This is a genomic window from Fibrobacter sp. UWB11 (assembly GCF_900143015.1).
Lineage (GTDB): Bacteria > Fibrobacterota > Fibrobacteria > Fibrobacterales > Fibrobacteraceae > Fibrobacter.
This window is the reverse complement of record NZ_FSRT01000001.1, coordinates 591,340-609,131: the sequence shown is the minus strand read 5'-3', so window position 1 is coordinate 609,131 and position 17,792 is coordinate 591,340. Positions and strand designations below refer to the sequence as shown.

The following is a 17,792-nucleotide window of genomic DNA, read 5'->3' as shown; positions in this document are numbered from 1 at the left end:
CGTGCGCTTGCACGGGACTTTTTTCTTTAGCAACAACTTTCCCTCCCGGTTTTCCACACTCGCCAATCCGCTAAAATGGACCAAAACGAATCCTACATCACCGTCTGCCAACTCATGCGTGCGCATGGCGTCAAAGGCTACATCAAGGCAATGCCCCTGACCCATGACCTGACTCGCTGCAAGAGCCTTAAAGACGTGCGCGTCAAAAAGAGGAATGGCGAAATCGTGGAACTCACCCTCGAAGACGCTAAAGTCGCCAACACGATTTGGCACTTGAAATTCAAGGGTTTTGATACTCCCGAAGCCGTAGCAGTCCTCGTCAATAGCGACGTCATGATTCCCGAATCCGAACGTCTCCCGCTCCCCGAAGGCGAATATTACATTGACGATTTAGAAGGTTTCCGCGTTCACACCGAAGACGGTCGCGACATAGGCGAAGTCCTCGAAGTGCAAGAACTGATGACGGTCGATGCGTTCCATATCAAGTTCGACCTCGCCATGCAATCCGAATTCAGCAGCAAGTCCATCCTCGCCCCCTGGATTGATGATTGTGTCAAGGAAATCAACGAAGACGGAAAGTTCATAGTTTGCGATAGCGACTATCTAAAATCCCTTTGCCCGGAGGAACGATGAAGATCGACTGCATCACCATCTTCCCCGAAATGTTCGCGCCGATGAAAAGTTCAATCATGGGCCGCGCACAGGCAAAAGGCTTGTTTGAGTTCAACACAGTCTATCTGCGCGACTTCGCCATCAACGCCTACGGGCAAGTAGACGATGTCCCGTACGGTGGTGAACCGGGCATGGTACTCCGTCCCGAACCGCTTGCGAAGGCCATTCGCAGCACGGGTGTCAAGGATGATGGCGGCAAAGTCATCTATCTCACGGCAGACGGCGTTCCCTTCACACATAAGATTGCCAAAGAACTCTCTCAAGAAAACCACCTTGTACTTGTCTGCGGACACTACAAGGGAATCGATGACCGCATCCGCCAGACCGAGGTCGACATGGAGATTTCCATCGGGGACTTTGTCGTGAGCGGAGGCGAACTTCCGGCGATGCTCGTCACGGACGCCGTAGTGCGACTGCTGGACGGAGCTCTGGGCCACAAGGAATCCGGCGAAACGGACTCCTTCGCGCAAGGCGTTTTGGGCTGGCCTGTCTACACCCGCCCCGAAGAATTCGAAGGAAAAAAGGTGCCTGAGGTGCTACTTTCCGGTCATCACAAGAACATTTCAGAGTGGAGACGCCAAGAATCGTTAAAAAGAACGCAAGAAAGACGTCCCGACATCTTTAAAAATCTTGAAATAAATACTACATTTGGCGACAAATAATAACGAGGTACACATTATGTCCCTGAACATTGAAGCAATCCAGAATGAAAATTTGAAGACCGACCTTCCGGAATTCCGCGCCGGCGATACCGTTACCGTTAACGTCAAGGTTATCGAAGGTACGAAGGAACGTATCCAGCCGTTCAAGGGCGTCGTTATTCAGCAGAAGAACTCTGGCATCGGCAAGTCCATCACGGTTCGCAAGATGTCTGGTTCCGTGGCTGTCGAACGTATCTTCCCGGTCAACTCTCCGCGCATCGACTCCATCGTTGTCGAACGCTCCGGTAAGGTCCACCAGGCTCGCATTTACTACATGCGCGACCTCCGTGGTAAGGCTGCACGTATCGAAGAACGTCAGGCTTAATTAGCCCGACTTCGAAGGCGGTTATTTCCCGATGATTACGGGGGATTCCCGAAAGAAACTTATCCCGCCCACGCAACTCCGCGTGAAGGCGGGTTTTGTTGTATCTTCGCCACAGGACGAAGACAAAAAAATCATCCTTTTGAACGAGGGTGAGCTTGTTGCGCTTGACCCCAAAGCAAACAACAAGGTTGTTTTTAAAATTCTTCCCGGAAATCTCGTAGGCGTCGGAGCGCTCCTTGAACGTGAGCCCGTACGTTACGTATTCCAAGCTACGGTTGATTCCTCCATTACGATTATCAACGACGAATGTATGGAATCCGAGCTAAAGAGCCTCCCCGTATGGCTTTTGGCAGTTATCAAGGCTATTTCTGCTAGAACAAGAAGAATCAACGATTCCATCCGCTCGGCAAAGACAGACAACACGCTTGCAAGTCTCGCGTCATTTTGCAAATTCTACAAAAGCGAAGATTTTTTGCAGACAAACGCACTGCTGCAAGAATTTTCGTGGCTTACCAAGACTCCCTTACCAGCAGCAACAGAAGCTTTAAAGGCTCTCATTCGTCGCAAGTTGATTGTTTTCCATGGTGACAAAACCTGTCTTTCCATTCCAAACCCATACCTTCTCGGTATATTCTCTGATTACCAAAAGGCAAAGGATTTGGACAAGCCTTGGAACCCGTTTTGCCTTACGCTCCAGCAAAAAAGAATTCTTGTGTTGCTTTCGACATTAGAAAATGGCACATCGAAAGATGCAACGGACTGGATCGCTTTTTTCAAGGAACGCAATATTCCCATAACAGTCGCCGACTGGCTCCAAATACAGCAATTCGAGTGGTTTATCGAAAAAGGGAATCATCTTCTTTCTCTTGATTTGAAAAAAATAAACTACTACGAAACAGCCTTAAAGTACGAACAAAATCTCAAGGGGACAGTCTAATGGAAATCGCTGCTGATAAAATTCTTTGCATGCAAGGAGACACGCCCCACTCCTTCTATATCGTCAAAAAAGGAACCCTTGTCGCAACATACAAGGACGAACAAAACGAAATCCAGACAAAGAATTTAGGACCGGGTTCCACATTCGGCGAAATGAGTCTTGTCGAAGGCGAACCCCTGGAATATACAGTACGCGCAGAAGAAGACAGCGAAATCGAAGTCATCCCGCAAAGTTTATTCCAGGAGACGATGGAAAAACAGCCTATCTGGATGAAATCCATCATTTCGTTTTTAACGCAACGCAACCGCATAGCAAAAGAAAACAAACGCAAGAAAGAATTTATTACATCGTTTCCATCACTTTTATTCATTCTTGCAAAATCCGAAGACAAATTAATCAGCTTAAAAACAATCAAGAACGAGCTTAAGAATTTTTCAAATTTGTCTTCACTCGAGACATACAAACTATTGCTCATTTTACAAGATTTTAAGTTGATCCGCTTGCAAGCAGAATCGCTTACCATCGAAAACGAAAAGCTCATCGAGCTCCTTTATGACACGCTCCGGCTCAGAGCAATCTACAAGAATTCTTCGCACTACATTCTATCGCTCACAGAGCAAGCCGTGCTCTCAGCTTTCGTCAAAACAGCAAGCGAAAAAGGTGAACTACAGCCAAACGGTCTTGTAGCCGTCAAGACAACTGATCTTGCCGCACAAACAAAACATTCCATGCACGGAATGACACTCACGATGCGAAGCCTCGAATCGCTCCTGCAAAAGCGATTGTTGCAAGCCGCACCGCAAACATCCACAAAGAACAACGATTTGCCCGGGCTAGAATTCATCGAAAAATTTTCAGCCGATTTCGATAGATTGCTGAACCTAGTCGAGCTCAACCGCATCTACCCGTTATTGGACAAGAAATTAATTACTGTTCAATAGTCCGTAAGACAAAAGCGTAAAACGTCATTCTGAGGCGTAGCCGAAGAATCCAGTGCATCAAAAATTTCTATTTTTTCATTGAACAAAACACTCAACCCCCTAAAAGGTTTATTATGAAACTTTCTGCACTTCTCGTGACTCTTTCCTCCATCGCCGCTTTCGCACAGGATGCAGCAGCAGCCCAGCCGGAACAGCCGGGTGCACTCGCCAGCTTCCTCCCCATCATTCTTCTCTTTGTTGTGATGTGGCTCTTCTTCATCCGCCCGAAGCAGAAGGAAATGAAGCAGATGGACGAAATGCGCAAGCAGCTCAAGAAGGGTGACAAGGTCATGACCGCAGCAGGCATCATCGGCACCATCGCTAGCATGGAAGAAAACATCATCACGCTCCGCACTGGCACCTCCACCATCGAATTCGAAAAGGCTGCTATCCTCCGCGTCCTCAACAACGACCTTTCCGCTAAGGTCGAAGAAAAGAAGTAATCATGGCTATTCTCCCCATCAGAATTTACGGTGATCCGGTGCTTCGCAAAAAGTGCGAACCCATTACCGAAATCACGCCGGAACTCCGCCAGCTCGCAAAAGACATGCTCGAAACCATGTACGAAGCACCAGGCTGTGGACTTGCAGCACCGCAGATAGGCAAGAACATCCGTCTCGTGGTTATCGACACCGCCATCCCCGACGAAGAAGAACCGCGCCCGTACATTATGTTCAATCCCGAATGGGAAGCAGAACCGGATGCAAAGCCAGCCGACTACGACGAAGGTTGCCTCTCGCTCCCGGATATTTTCTGCAACGTAGTCCGTCCGGACCGTGTCACGGTGCGATTCTTCGACATTAACGGTGAAGCTCAGGAAATTCACAACTGTGAAGGTCTGTTCGCACGCTGCATCCAGCACGAATGTGACCACCTGAACGGCGACCTCTTTGTCGATAAGATTTCGACATCGGACCGCACGCTGAACCAGTCCAAGCTCCGCAAGATGGCCAAAGAAACTCAAGCGAAGCTCAAGAAGAAATAACGTTCATGAGTCTGCGCCGGATAATTTCTGTTTTAGCGCTAGCGATGTCGCCATTAGCTTTGGCGATACCGCTAGATCCGATTGAAGCAAGCAGTGTATCCGAGCAGACCATCGTTCCTCAAAAAATCGCAAAGGAACTCAATCGCCCTATCCAAGTGGGCGTTTTTGTAGGCGTGCCAAGCATCACCGTCCGCCAAAAGAACGAAGAGTTCCACATCACAGCCTCTAAAGGCAAACTCAAAATCAAGACAAAGGCGAAACGCCAACAGACTATAGACCGCCGCGTATTCAAAGCCACTGGGTCTACAACAGGCGAATGTATTGCCATCGCAACCGACAAGGCATCCCTCAACAAAGCCTGCTACGAAGGTGAATTCGTGGTCACCGCCAATGGCAACAAGGTAAACGCCATCAACATCATCGACATCGAAGAATACTTGCGCGGCGTAGTCCCCTACGAAATCGGCAAACTCGACGAATCCAAATTCGAAGCGCTCAAGGCTCAAGCCGTTGCCGCCCGAACATACGCTTACAAGCACTTCGGGAGTCGCAAAACACAAGGCTTCGACGTCTACGCCGACACGCGTGACCAAGTTTACAAAGGCCTCCACAGCGCGACCGAAATCACGGACAAAGCAGTCCGCGAAACCGAAGGTGTCGTGATGACGTACAACGGTGAATTTATCACCGCCTACTACCATTCTACCTGCGGTGGCGAAACAGAAGGCGTTGCCACCTGGGGCCGCCCAGACCATCCCTATCTCAAGAACAAACCCGATCTTCGCCCAGATGGAACCCCTTGGTGCAGAGAATCCAACTACACCGAATGGACTCGTGAATTTACCGAAGACGAATTGCAAGACTTATTCCAGATAAACGCCAAAGAAGCCAAAGCGAACGTCCCGAGTTTTTCGAGCATCAAGTCAATGCACATTCAAGACACGCTCAAGAGCGGCCGCATCCACACGCTCGTCGTAGAAACGAACAACGGCACGTTCACCGCAAAAGCAGACAAAATCCGCTGGCTGTTTAAACGCAGCAGCACCATCCTCCCCTCCTGTTTTTTCCGCATCCATCGCAACGGAAATCAATGGATTCTTAAAGGCAAGGGTTTCGGCCATGGTGTCGGGCTCTGCCAAATGGGCGCACGCGCACGCGCACAAGCAGGGCAAAGCTACATTCAAATTTTAACGCACTATTATCCCGGCATCACGCTGGAAAAATTCACCAGATGATAGTCGTCTTAAGCCAAGGCTGCGCCGCAAACTTCGGCGACGGTGAAAAAATAGCGCGCCTACTCTCGAAAAAATCCGAAGTCACCTTCACATTTCCAGAACCCACAAATGCGACGAAAAACGCCGCAAATTTTGAAAATGCCGCGTCCCCCGCGGACTGTCACACAGAAAAGCCTGAAGCGTTTTATTTGAACGTCTGTACGGTCAAAGGAAATTCAGGCGCCCTCAAGCTATTACGCAAAGCAGCAAGCACTTATCCAAACGTTCCCATTTACATCACGGGTTGCGCCCCCAAGGACTTCCGCGAAGAAGCAATTCGAGCCGTCCCAAAAGTGCAATTTACAACTCTTTCGGAGCTCGAAAAAGAACAGCAATTGGGGTATGATTCGGGTAATGCCATACAAGACCGCACTCGCTATAAAAAATCCGACGAGAACTTTGCCCGCCATAGGAACGTCCTTCGCGAATCGCCATTCGTCGGCATCGTGAATATCGAAGAAGGCTGCCTCGATGCTTGCGCTTTTTGCAGCACGCATCTCGTCAAGGGACGTCTCCACAGCTATGCGCCCAACGCGATTGTCGATCAAGTTCAATCGCTCGTCGACGATGGATGCCTCGAAATTCAGCTTACAGGCCAAGACTGCGCCTGCTACGGCTTTGACATCGGCACAAATCTCGCCGAACTTACGCAGAGAATCCTCACGCACGTAAACGGGAATTACCGCATTCGACTCGGCATGGGCAATCCGCGCCATGTCCTCGGCTATCAAGAAGCATTGCTCGATTGCTTCACGGACGAACGCATTTACAAGTTTATCCACATTCCTGTTCAAAGCGGTAGCGAAAACGTGCTCAAGGCAATGAACCGCCGCCATACCGCACAAGATTACATAACCCTTGCAAACGAGTTCAACAAACGCTTTAGCAAGTTCACACTCAGCACCGATTTGATCGTGGGCTATCCCGGAGAATCCGCCGAAGACTTCAACGATACGCTAAATATCTTGAAAGAAACGCGTCCGACAGTCTGCAATATCACGCGATTCGTTGCGCGTCCGAACACTGTTGCCGCACGCCTCGAAGCAAGTGCCGCTGCCGTACCCGACAATGTTAAGCACGAGCGTTCCGCGATTCTCGCCGAAGCATTCCAAAAAATCGCGCTCGAAAACAACAGCAACTGGATTGGCGACGAATGTACCGTAGTCACTGAGAAACCCGGCTACCGCAGCGGCACGACAATCGCCCGCAACATGGCTTACCGCCCCGTAGCGCTTCAGGGTTCGTTCCCTGCGGGAACAACGCTTCGCGTCCGCATCACCGATGCGGAACCCTTCGCTCTGCTCGCAGAACCTATCGCCTAACAAAATCTAAACGAGACCACGCGCACTTCATAAAGCATTCGCCCAAAACGCCCCGCGCATTTTCCATAAACAATCCCGAGCGCATTCAGCATAAAAAAAAGACCCAGTAAAATCTTGCGATTAATGAATGATTGCAAGTTATTAATCATTGGTTTTCGTTAAATTTTCACGTTTTACTTCCTACTTCCTACGCCCTACTTTTCTATCTTTTACCGCGTAAAAATTTTCAACCGAGGCATAAAATGCTTGACATTAAGAAAATCCGCGAAAATCCGGAATATTATATTGCTGAAACCGAAAAGAAATATACGACCGTAAGCCTTCGTGACGTGCTCGCCGTTGATAACGAACGCCGCCCGCTCCTCACCGAAGTCGAACGCCTCAAGAGTGAACGCAACGCCCAATCCAAGCGCATCGGCGAACTCAAGAAGAAAGGCGAAAACGCTGACGAAGCCCAGGCCGCAACACGCGAACTCGGCAACAAGATTGACGAACTCGACAAGAAGCTCAAGGAACTCGACTACAAGCAGACCGAAATGCTCATGCACGTTCCGAACATCGCTCCGCGTTCTCCGGAAGGCAAGGACAGTTCGGACAACGTTGTCGAAAAAGACGGCCCGATTCCGTTTGACTACTACACCAAGAACGATGACTTCGCCCGCGTCGACCACAAGACTCTCGGCGAACGCCTTGGCATTTTTGACTTTGAACGTGGCGCCAAGATTTCTGGTTCCGGCTTCCCGGTTTACCGCGGTCTCGGCTCCCGCCTCGAACGCGCCCTCATCCAGTTCTTCCTCGACGAACACCAGAAGGCTGGCTTCGAAGAATTCACTCCGCCGTACCTCGTTACCCGCAACACCATGCGCGGCACGGGTCAGCTCCCGAAGTTCGAAGAAGACATGTACCGTTGCGACAAGGATGATGACCTGTTCCTCATCCCGACTGCAGAAGTCCCGCTCACCAACCTCTACTCTGGCGAAGTGATTCCGGAATCTGAACTTCCGAAACGCATCTGCGCCTACTCCGCTTGCTTCCGCCGCGAAGCAGGTAGCTACGGCAAGGACACCCGCGGTCTTCTCCGCTTGCACCAGTTCAACAAGGTTGAAATGGTTTACTTCGCTCATCCGGAACACAGCTACGAAGATCACGAAGAACTCACCCGCTTCGGTGAAAAACTCCTCGAAAAGCTCGGCCTCCCGTACCACCGCCTTGCACTCTGCAAGGGCGACCTCGGTTTCGGAGCAGCCAAGTGCTACGACCTCGAAGTTTACGCTCCGGTCGAAAAGAAGTGGCTCGAAGTCAGCTCCTGCTCGAACTTCGAAGACTACCAGGCACGCCGCGCCAACATCAAGACGAAGGTCAACGGCAAGAACGTCTACCTCCACACGCTTAATGGCTCTGGCCTCGCCACTCCGCGCGTGATGGTCGGCATCTGCGACAACTACCAGCAGAAAGACGGCTCGCTCAAGATTCCTGAAGTCCTCCGTCCGTACATGGGTGGGCTTGAGTTTATCAAACCGAAAGCCTAACCATGTAGTGAGGATTTTTCGCAAGAAAAATCCGAGTGCGAGGTTTCGCAAGAAACCTTGCCCGCTCATCGGGGTGGGCTTGAATTCATCACCCCGAAGAAGTAATGAATTGTCATGCCCGGCTTGACCGGGCACCTCCCTCTTGTTATGGCAAGACAGGATCCATCGAATTTCAAAAAGCAAGTCCCACGGACTTGCTTTTTTCATTTACAACTTTTCCAATTTATCGTACACGTCGTACAACCTCTGCACCCCATTCTCAAGCCCGTAGTAATGCCTCACATACGGCACCAAGAGCGCAAAGAACAGCACATCTAGAGCAAGCACCGGAATTTCCGGCACAACCACCAAAAATAAAATTCCGCCAACCGTCAAAAGCGCAAACAAGATCATCACAAGTTCGTGCACCAATCGCTCGTGCTGGAAAAATCCAATATGCGTCCGCACCGACAATAATTGCTCAGCCGTCAGCGGACTCTCCTGCGACACTAAATGTAAAAGTTCACTCTCGTAGTCATTCAACTTTTTCAGCATACTTTAAATATAAAGAATTCTTTTTCAAAAAGGGATCCATCCGCGCTTTTACAAAAGATGCAAAAGCCATTTTTTTCAAAAAAAATTGAGCTATTGCAAAATAGAATGTTATTTTAAAAATATGGAAGAGCTTCAGTTTACATCTCTACCGTCGATGTTCTTCGCGAACTGTGACCGCTCCGATTTCAAAGGATGGTATCACCGTAAAAACGGCGAGTGGATTCACTATTCTCCCCAAAAACTGAAGACCGAAACAAAAGCTCTTGCGCTTGCACTGAATTCCCTCGGATTGACAAAAAACGAAAGCGTCGGCATCATTGCCCCAAGTTCACCAAACTGGCTCATTGCAGATATAGCCATTCAACTGAACCAAGCCTGTGTCGTTCCACTTTTCCCAAACATCTCATCCGAGAATTTTTTATTCCAAATTAACGATGCGAACGTCAGAATTCTCATCGTCAATTCAATCGAAGAACTTGATGCACCGCTCCTCGAGAACCTCTCATTTTTCAAAACCATTATATGCATGGAGAACAGCTCATCGCGTCCACCCAATGGTATATACTGGAACGAACTTATCAAAAGAGGATCGGACGCTCTTGCCGACAAGATGCGAGCTAAATGGATTGACAATCAGCTAGCAACAATCAATCCTGACGACCAGTTCAGCATCATCTACACAAGCGGTTCTACAGGACGTCCCAAAGGCGCCGAACTCACGCACCGAAACATGCTTGTACAAATTCAAAACATAGCACCTATGTTCCGGTTCGACACACAAAAAGATTCGTGTCTCACAATTCTCCCGGTAGCCCATGTTCTTGAACGCATGGCCGTGTATTTTTACACCTTAAGCGGAGTTTCCATTTACTTTGGAGACAATCCCAAGAATCTCTCGCACATGTTGCGCGAAGTCCGCCCGACCATCATGATTGTCGTGCCTCGCATTCTCGAACGTCTTTACGAAGCCATGACTACTGCTGCAGACCGTGCAAAAGGTCTTAAGCGATTCGCCATTAAACAAGCTATCAAGATTGCCAAAATTAAAGACCCCACCAAGCGTCCGTGCATAATGCAACGGATTCTCAATCTGCTTGTTTACAAACAAATGCGCGAAGCAGTCGGTGGAAACTTCCGCATGATCATTTCGGGCAGCAGTTCTCTCAACAAATCTATTCTACGTTTTTTGCTGAATATCGGTCTCCCCGTTTTCGAAGGCTACGGCATGACAGAATGTTCACCTGTCGTTTCGGCCAATTGCAAACAAGCTATCAAACCCGGTTCCATAGGCAAACCTCTCCCCCACCTCGAAGTAAGAATCGGTGAATGTAGCGAAATTCAAATTCGCGGCGAAAGTGTCTTTAAAGGCTACCACAACCGTCCAGACTTGAATGAAAAAGCATTTACCGAAGACGGATTTTATCATTCCGGCGACCAAGGCTATTTTGACGATGACGGGTATCTTTACTTTACCGGACGCATCAAGGAACTTCTTAAAACAAGCACCGGGAAATACGTGAGCCCCAACCCCATCGAGCTCGAAATCATCCGCCATCCGCTTGTAGAGCAAGCTCTTGTCATAGCAAATGATCGCAAATTTGTATCGGCAATTATTTGGCTAAACCCCGTCGGTGCACGTCGTATGCTCAAGCCGCAAAACGAAGATTACGATGTAGAAAACGCACTGAGATCACCGCTTGTCCGCGATGCTATCAACCGCCATATCGAACATATCAACGAAAAGTTGAACCATTGGGAACAAATTCGCAAATGGACTTTAATCGGTGATGAACTCACCATCGAATCAGGGCTCTTGACCCCCACATTAAAAATTCGGCGCACCGTTGCTGAAAAACGGTACGCCGAACAAATCGAAAAGATGTATTCTTAGCTATTAGTTGTTAGTCATTAGTCACTAGTTTAACAATCGCGGCTTCGCCGCCTGATTGAAATCGAATAACCAAAGACCATTGACCAATGACTAGAAGTGGATCACGCGGACCTTGATGACCTTGTCGAGCTTGGAGAGCTTTTCGACGATGGAATCATCGACCTTGCTTTCGACGTCAACGAGGTTGTAACCGATCTTGCCATTGCTCTTGTTGCTGAAAGAAGCAATGTTGATGCCTTCTGCACCGAACACCTTCGTGATTTCAGAAATCATGTTCGGAACGTCCTGGTTGATCACGACAACGCGACTCTTGATGCCAGCATGTGGATGATCGACGAGAGCCGGGAAGTTCACGGAATTGCGGACACAACCGAATTCGATGTAGTCCTTCAATTCTTCAACAGCCATGACTGCGCAGTTTTCTTCAGCTTCTTCGGTAGAAGCGCCGAGATGCGGGAAGCAAGTGACCTTGTCGTTCTTGATGAGTTCTGCAGTCGGGAAGTCGCAGAGGTAGCCCTGGAGGGAACCAGAAGCGAGCATTTCGTTCACCGGATCCATTTCAACAATGCCACCACGAGCAAAGTTCATGATGTAGGAACCCTTGAACTGAGCGAGGTTCTTCTTGTTGAGGAGGTTTTCGGTAACGCCCTTGATGAACGGAACGTGAACCGTGAGGAAGTCAGAATTTGCAATCACGGTGTCGAGATCAGCAATTTCGACCTTGTTAGAAAGTTCATGCATGTTGTTTGCGTTCGGATACGGTTCGTAAGCGATCACGCGCATGTTTTTCCAACGAGCGTAGTTAGCAACGAGCACGCCAATCTTGCCAAGACCAACAACACCGAGAGTCTTGCCGGCAAGTTCCATGCCAGCAAACTTCTTCTTGCCGCTTTCGACAGTCTTTGCGAGATCCGGATCATTCACATCGAGACCCTTGACCCAAGCAGCAGCCTTGTCTGCGTTACGGACAGCCATGCCGAGCACGGTCATCACGAGTTCGGCAACAGCGTTTGCGTTTGCACCCGGAGTGTTGAACACGCAAATGCCCTTTGCAGAAGCCTTGTCAATCGTGATGTTGTTCACGCCAGCACCAGCGCGAGCGACAGCCAAAAGGCCATCAAAGTTGTCGGTATCAACCTGGGCAGAACGCACCAAGATAGCATCCGGATTTTCGATAGAATCGGAAACCTGGTAGAACGAGCCAAACAGGCTCAAGCCTTTCTTGGAAATGTTGTTCATCGTCTTAATAGTTGCCATTTTTCATTCCTTTGTTTAAGTTAAAACTTTTGTGTGGCGCGTTACGGTTCGACCCAGCGACCGCGCTCCTTAATCAAATTCACCAATTCCTCGATAGCGTCTTCTTCGGGGATGTTCTTCTTCACGGCAGTCTTGCCTTCAAAAAGCGTAATACGGCCGGGGCCTCCGCCCACGTAACCGAAGTCAGCATCAGCCATTTCACCTGGGCCATTCACGATGCATCCCATGATGCCAATCGAAATGTCCTGCAAATGTCCAAAGCGGGCCTTAATCTTGCCCATCACCTGCTGGATGTCGTAAAGTGTACGACCGCAGCTCGGGCAGCTGATAAAGTTTGTCTTGCTACGGCGGCAATAAGCGGCCTGCAAAATATCGAATGCGAGAATTACAGAATCCTTCGGGCTCTTGTAACCGTCGATTACAACGGCATCGCCAAGACCGTCCGTCACAAGGCTTCCAATGTCGGCAGATACACGGAGTGTATCCTTTTCACTATCTGTAATCTTTGCATAAAGGAGAATCGGATCCTTGCGGTTTGCAGCATACAAAGCCGAAGCGAGAGCGCGTACGCCCATCACCATTTCAGGGCCCGTATAGCAGAAGAGCGATACTTCCGGCACGGAGTTCGGATTTGCAGCAAAGCCCGCAATATCCATCGTATCCTTGAATTCCACAACCGGCTTTGCATCGAGACCTGCCAAAGCAAATTCTGCATTGCGGCGTTCGCCTGTGAGGCTCACGGCATCGGCCTTCATGCCGACACGCACCGGTTCCGAACCACCGATCTTTACGCCAGCAAGCGTCACCGGAACAGTTTCCCTGCGTTCGTAGTGGTACGGATCCTTTTCCAAAACCGGCACAGCAAACTTCGGTGCATCCGCCTTGAGTTCGCAAGCCTTGATGAGTTCCTGCGCCACCGGGACTTCAGCCACCGGATCTTCAGTCAGCGACACGCGAATCGTATCGGCAAGACCATCGAGCAAAAGCGCACCAATGCCAGCCGCAGACTTCAAACGTCCGTCGGAACCGGCACCCGCTTCTGTCACGCCCACATGGAACGGATACGGCTTAAAGTGTTCCTGCTTCAATCGAGCGGCGAGCAAGCGGTAAGCCGAAATAGCCACGCGCGGATTGCTCGACTTGAGGCTCAAGACCACCTGGTCAAAATGTTCGGCTTCACAAACAGCCAAATATTCGATGGCGCTTTCCACCATGCCTTCCACGGTGTCGCCATAGCGATAAATCATACGGGCACTCAAGGAACCGTGGTTCACGCCAATGCGGATAGCACGGCCAAGGCGCTTTGCTTCTTGCACAAACGGAGTAAATGCTTCGGCAACCTTTTCCTTGCCTTCTTCAAAAGACTTGTCCGTCTGCTGGTCAAGCGTCAAAATTCCAGTATCTACAAAGTTACCCGGGTTGATGCGAACCTTTTCCACCCACTTGAGCGCTTCGAAAGCAGCCTTCGGCTGGAAATGGATATCGGCAGAAACAGGGACCGTGCAACCGGCAGCACGCACGCGCTTCATGACTTCTTCGAGTCCCTGAGCATCGGCAAATGTAGGCGCCGTAATACGCACCAAACCGCAACCGACCTTGGCCAAAGCAAGTGTTTCAGCCACCGTCTTTTCGACGTCCTTCGGCTTGGTTGTCGTCATGGATTGAACTAAAATGGGGGCATTGCCCCCTATCAAAGCATCGCCTACGCGGACTTGAACAGTTTCCCTGCGAACCGCTTTAAAACGGTCATCAACATACGGAAGTGTAGTAAAATCTAGCATGCCGCAAAGATAAAAAAAAGAGAATTTTACGGCAACCAAACTTACAGGCAGACTCGATTTTGAGTCCCGCAAATTCTAGGATTTTTCAGCAGCAGCCTTTTCCGCTTCAGCTCTTTCGGCCTCACATTCTTTTTTATAGTAGGCTTCCAGTTCACCACGGCTTTGATCAAAATACTTTTTGAGGCTCGGATCGAAATGCTTGCCCATCGAACTGTCTATGATGTTATAGGCCTCGTCAAAAGAGAACGCATCCTTATAGCATCTCTTACTCACCAAGGCATCGTACACATCCGCAATGGCCATCACGCGGGCTTCCAGCGGAATACTCTCGCCCTTCAAGCCATAAGGATATCCACTGCCATCCCAGCGTTCATGGTGGCCACCAGCCATATTCTTTGCGATTTCAACAAAAAGTTCGCTCTGGAAATTCGAAAGCAAGTTCTTGATAATGATTGCACCCTTTTCGGCGTGAGTTTTCATCTCTGCGAATTCTTCTTCCGTAAACTTGCCCGGCTTGCAAAGCACCTTGTCATCTATTGCAATTTTACCAATATCGTGCATCGGTGCGGCCGCAATCATGTCATCATAGAATTCCTTCGAATAATTCAAATTCGGATCGCGCTGCATCTTTTCGACAAGGATACTTACCACTTCCTTTGTACGCTTGAGGTGTGCCCCAGTAAAGCCATCTTTGTTGTTGACCATTTCAGCCATGCCAACAAGCATCTGGTTCTGGAAAAGGCGAATTTGATCTTTGTTATTCTTGATAAGAGCTGCTAATTCCGTGTTATTGGCATCCAAGCGTTCAATGTAGCGCTGGATATTTGTTTCATCTTCAATACGGAACAGTAATATCTGCAACTTCTTATTTTGGTGCACATTCCTCATTACCGCCTTGAAATAACGTTCCTTGTATGTAAAGCGATAAACCCAGTCACCACTGGAGTTTTTCAGTTGCTCCATGCCTTCTTTAAAGGAAGAAGCTATTTCAGTATTCGTCGGCAAGACATGGTCTACACGGCAATCCAACAAATCCGGGAAATACCTAATTGCAATATCGTTGCAACCAAGATAAAGCCCTTTCGGAGAGAACGCCACGTACGCCGCTGTATTCTCAGCTTCAAGCGATTCAAGCACACTGTTCATCACATCGTGCATTTTCACCAGGGCGCAAACATAAAGCAACACCAGTTCATCAATCAAGTAAACAAGCGGCATGAGCAAGGTGTCATTTTCCAGATAGCGCGTCAAAATAAACGATGCAATCGAAACAAAAGCAAGCGATGCAATCGCCATCAAAGTCTTATAGCTAACATTGCGTTTTTTCTTTGCAGCAATACCAATAACCACCAAATTGGCAACAGCATAAAAATAAAGCAACAAGTCCCACAAAATATGGCCAGGCCCATACGTCGGAATATAACTGCCAAAACCGTTCAGGATAACATAGCGAACCGATTCATAGAACACATCGCTAAAGCCAACCGTACACGAAAGGGCAAAAACTAAAGCGCTGTACAGGAACAGCAACAATTTCGACCAACGTGGAATATTAAACGAGCACAAACGGCAAATCAAAAGGAACAGGAATAACGGCAAAAAGCATGCACCCAAATAGCACACCTTATTTGCAACAATAGCCCCTTCAATCGTCGTCGAGAGCGCCAAAAAGAGGTAGCCAAAATCAGCAAGAACAATCGAAAAGAAGAATGCCGTAAAAAAGGAGTTTAGCGGCCTACGGTAAAAATACGAAAGCAGGCAGGCGTTCACCCCCGAAAAGACACACATCGCAATCAAGTAATAAATAACAAACATACCGCTTCTCTCAAGACAAGTTCATCAATGATCCACAGAACAATAATAATCCATCAACTGGTCTTGACATTCCAAGAAGCAGTCTTTCAAATGCGGGTCAAACTGTTTACCCATCGACGCAACAATCACATCACGAGCTTCACGGAAAGACATGCGTTCCTTATAGCAACGCTTGCTCACCAAAGCATCGTACACGTCCGCAAGAGCCATGATACGAGCTTCCATCGGAATATTCTCACCAGAGCGACGTTCCGGATACCCTGTACCATCCCAACGTTCATGATGATAAAGCGCCATGTTCTTAGCGACGCTGACAAAATAACTGTCCTTGACATCGGAGAGAAGCTTTTCAATGATATTAGCGCCCTTCGCCGCATGGGTCTTCATGATTTCGTAATCATCAAAATTAAAGCGGCCCGGCTTACGCAATACGGCATCGTCAATGGCGACCTTGCCCAAGTCGTACATCGGTGCAGCTGCAATCAACACATCAAGGAATTTATCAGACAAATTGTCTATGCCTTTCTTGCGCATCATCGACACTAAAATTTTCACGACTTCGCTAGTGCGCTTGATATGACCTTCCATATTACCTGCACGGCTTTCGGCCATCTGCGCCATACCGACAATCCACTTTTCCTGCACCGAGAGTTTTTCGTTTTCGGTCTTTACCATGTTCTTTTGCAACATGGAATTGCTACGACCGAGTGCATCGATATACTGCTGTTCCTGCGTATTGTCTTCAATTCTAAACAAGAACACATTCTTTCCATGAACTTGTCTCAAGACCTTCACTTCGCACTTGTAATGACGTCCCAAATAATTGAATTCCGTCATTTGGCTGTAATCCGTCAAGATTTTGGACCTACGGTATTTTTCAATGCACGACATGATGTGCTGTTGCAATTCCGTTTCGCCCTTCAGGTGAGCGTCCACCCTCATCTTTACAAGTTCCGGGAAGAAATCCATTGCAATCCGGTTTGCACCCAAGTAAGCGCAATCAACCGAGAACGACATATACGCACAAGAACTTTCGGTTTCGATGGATTCAATCACACATTCCGTAATATCGTACCACTTGACGTTGTTACAAATATAGAGCAAAAGGATTTGGTCAATCACATAGATAGCCGGCATGACAAGCATGTCGCTGCCTAAATAACGAGCCAAGAAGAACGAGAAAATCGTTGCAATTTCGCCAATAATCATCGCCGCAATATTTTTGAGCGAGACCATTTTCTGGTGCATGATTGCACGGACGATAACCCAAATATCCAAAATAACATAGCTCAACAAGAACGCATTGAACAGGCCGTGAGCCCATCCGTACGTCGCGACATAATTACCGACACCCGCATGAACCACATATTCCACAGTCTTGTAATAAGCAGGGAAATACCCGACCGTCATAGCCAGTGCGCAAATCGTAAAGCTCATGAGGATAAGAGTCAGGTGCAGCCACTTCGGAATTGTCATCTTGCAGACTTTCAAAAGCGCAAAGAACATGAACATCGGAAGGAACGACCCACCAAGGTAGTTCACCTTATTGGCGATAATCGCCCCTTCAACCGTTTCCGAAAAACCGAGCAGCCAATGGCCAAAATTTGCAACAAGAATGGCGTAAAAAGAATAATAAACGTAATTATTTCTCTGGTTCTGGAAACGCAGAGAAAGCACTGCCAAATTGACAGCTGACAACACAAACATCAATGTTAAATAAAGATAACCCATATCCGCTATTGGAATACAACAATTATAAAGTTAATCTTTTTTTTCAAAAAAGAACATT

The 17,792-nt window shown here is 48.4% G+C and carries 16 protein-coding genes; 11 read left to right on the top strand and 5 right to left on the bottom strand.

All coding sequences use genetic code 11. The annotated features are described in order from the left end of the window. The first annotated feature begins 75 nt into the window (after positions 1 to 75). The 10 genes from rimM to serS all read left to right on the top strand — a co-directional run bounded on the left by rimM (position 76) and on the right by serS (position 8,725). Positions 76 to 633, top strand: a complete 558-nt coding sequence (gene rimM, locus BUQ91_RS02675; protein ID WP_074208049.1) for a ribosome maturation factor RimM — start codon at positions 76 to 78, stop codon at positions 631 to 633. Then, complete coding sequence (trmD, locus tag BUQ91_RS02670) at positions 630 to 1,334, top strand: tRNA (guanosine(37)-N1)-methyltransferase TrmD (protein WP_074208048.1); 705 nt, start codon at positions 630 to 632, stop codon at positions 1,332 to 1,334. Before rimM ends, trmD begins: the two co-directional genes overlap by 4 nt. A gap of 16 nt (positions 1,335 to 1,350) precedes the next feature. Then, on the top strand, positions 1,351 to 1,698 hold the full coding sequence (gene rplS / locus BUQ91_RS02665) for a 50S ribosomal protein L19 (protein ID WP_072827294.1): 348 nt from the start codon (positions 1,351 to 1,353) through the stop codon (positions 1,696 to 1,698). A gap of 31 nt (positions 1,699 to 1,729) precedes the next feature. Then, on the top strand, positions 1,730 to 2,635 hold the full coding sequence (locus BUQ91_RS02660) for a cyclic nucleotide-binding domain-containing protein (protein ID WP_074208047.1): 906 nt from the start codon (positions 1,730 to 1,732) through the stop codon (positions 2,633 to 2,635). Beyond that, positions 2,635 to 3,576 (top strand): Crp/Fnr family transcriptional regulator, encoded by a 942-nt coding sequence (locus BUQ91_RS02655; protein ID WP_074208046.1) that lies wholly within the window; start codon positions 2,635 to 2,637, stop codon positions 3,574 to 3,576. Before BUQ91_RS02660 ends, BUQ91_RS02655 begins: the two co-directional genes overlap by 1 nt. A 113-nt stretch (positions 3,577 to 3,689) precedes the next feature. Further along, positions 3,690 to 4,058 carry a preprotein translocase subunit YajC gene (yajC, locus tag BUQ91_RS02650; RefSeq protein ID WP_072827297.1) on the top strand — a complete coding sequence of 123 codons (369 nt, stop codon included), beginning with the start codon at positions 3,690 to 3,692 and terminating at the stop codon, positions 4,056 to 4,058. 2 nt (positions 4,059 to 4,060) lie between these two features. Continuing rightward, the gene (gene def, locus BUQ91_RS02645; protein ID WP_072827298.1) at positions 4,061 to 4,600 is read left to right on the top strand and encodes a peptide deformylase; all 540 of its coding nucleotides are present in this window, start codon (positions 4,061 to 4,063) and stop codon (positions 4,598 to 4,600) included. 44 nt (positions 4,601 to 4,644) lie between these two features. Then, positions 4,645 to 5,835, top strand: coding sequence for a SpoIID/LytB domain-containing protein (locus tag BUQ91_RS02640; RefSeq protein WP_254842215.1), 1,191 nt, complete (start codon positions 4,645 to 4,647; stop codon positions 5,833 to 5,835). After that, positions 5,832 to 7,196 (top strand): MiaB/RimO family radical SAM methylthiotransferase, encoded by a 1,365-nt coding sequence (locus BUQ91_RS02635; RefSeq protein WP_074208044.1) that lies wholly within the window; start codon positions 5,832 to 5,834, stop codon positions 7,194 to 7,196. Before BUQ91_RS02640 ends, BUQ91_RS02635 begins: the two co-directional genes overlap by 4 nt. 242 nt (positions 7,197 to 7,438) lie before the next feature. Further along, positions 7,439 to 8,725: a serine--tRNA ligase gene (gene serS, locus BUQ91_RS02630; protein ID WP_072827301.1), complete on the top strand. Its 1,287-nt coding sequence runs from the start codon at positions 7,439 to 7,441 to the stop codon at positions 8,723 to 8,725. Between the two features lie 207 nt (positions 8,726 to 8,932). On the opposite strand, the gene BUQ91_RS02625 is transcribed toward serS, so the two are convergent. After that, on the bottom strand, positions 8,933 to 9,259 hold the full coding sequence (locus BUQ91_RS02625; protein WP_074208043.1) for a hypothetical protein: 327 nt from the start codon (positions 9,257 to 9,259) through the stop codon (positions 8,933 to 8,935). A gap of 121 nt (positions 9,260 to 9,380) precedes the next feature. On the opposite strand from BUQ91_RS02625, the gene BUQ91_RS02620 reads away from it, so the two are divergent. Further along, positions 9,381 to 11,150: an AMP-dependent synthetase/ligase gene (locus BUQ91_RS02620; protein ID WP_254842214.1), complete on the top strand. Its 1,770-nt coding sequence runs from the start codon at positions 9,381 to 9,383 to the stop codon at positions 11,148 to 11,150. 90 nt (positions 11,151 to 11,240) lie between these two features. Here the strand turns inward: BUQ91_RS02620 and BUQ91_RS02615 are convergent, their stop codons facing one another. The 4 genes from BUQ91_RS02615 to BUQ91_RS02600 all read right to left on the bottom strand — a co-directional run bounded on the left by BUQ91_RS02615 (position 11,241) and on the right by BUQ91_RS02600 (position 17,734). Beyond that, positions 11,241 to 12,407 carry a phosphoglycerate dehydrogenase gene (locus BUQ91_RS02615; RefSeq protein ID WP_072827304.1) on the bottom strand — a complete coding sequence of 389 codons (1,167 nt, stop codon included), beginning with the start codon at positions 12,405 to 12,407 and terminating at the stop codon, positions 11,241 to 11,243. A 41-nt stretch (positions 12,408 to 12,448) separates the two neighbouring features. After that, a complete protein-coding gene (gene ispG, locus BUQ91_RS02610) occupies positions 12,449 to 14,188 on the bottom strand; it encodes a (E)-4-hydroxy-3-methylbut-2-enyl-diphosphate synthase (protein ID WP_074208907.1) in 1,740 nt (579 codons plus the stop codon). Between the two features lie 75 nt (positions 14,189 to 14,263). Beyond that, a complete protein-coding gene (locus tag BUQ91_RS02605; RefSeq protein WP_074208041.1) occupies positions 14,264 to 16,003 on the bottom strand; it encodes an HD domain-containing phosphohydrolase in 1,740 nt (579 codons plus the stop codon). A gap of 24 nt (positions 16,004 to 16,027) precedes the next feature. Next, positions 16,028 to 17,734 carry an HD domain-containing phosphohydrolase gene (locus BUQ91_RS02600; RefSeq protein WP_083601122.1) on the bottom strand — a complete coding sequence of 569 codons (1,707 nt, stop codon included), beginning with the start codon at positions 17,732 to 17,734 and terminating at the stop codon, positions 16,028 to 16,030. Between the last annotated feature and the right edge of the window lie 58 nt (positions 17,735 to 17,792).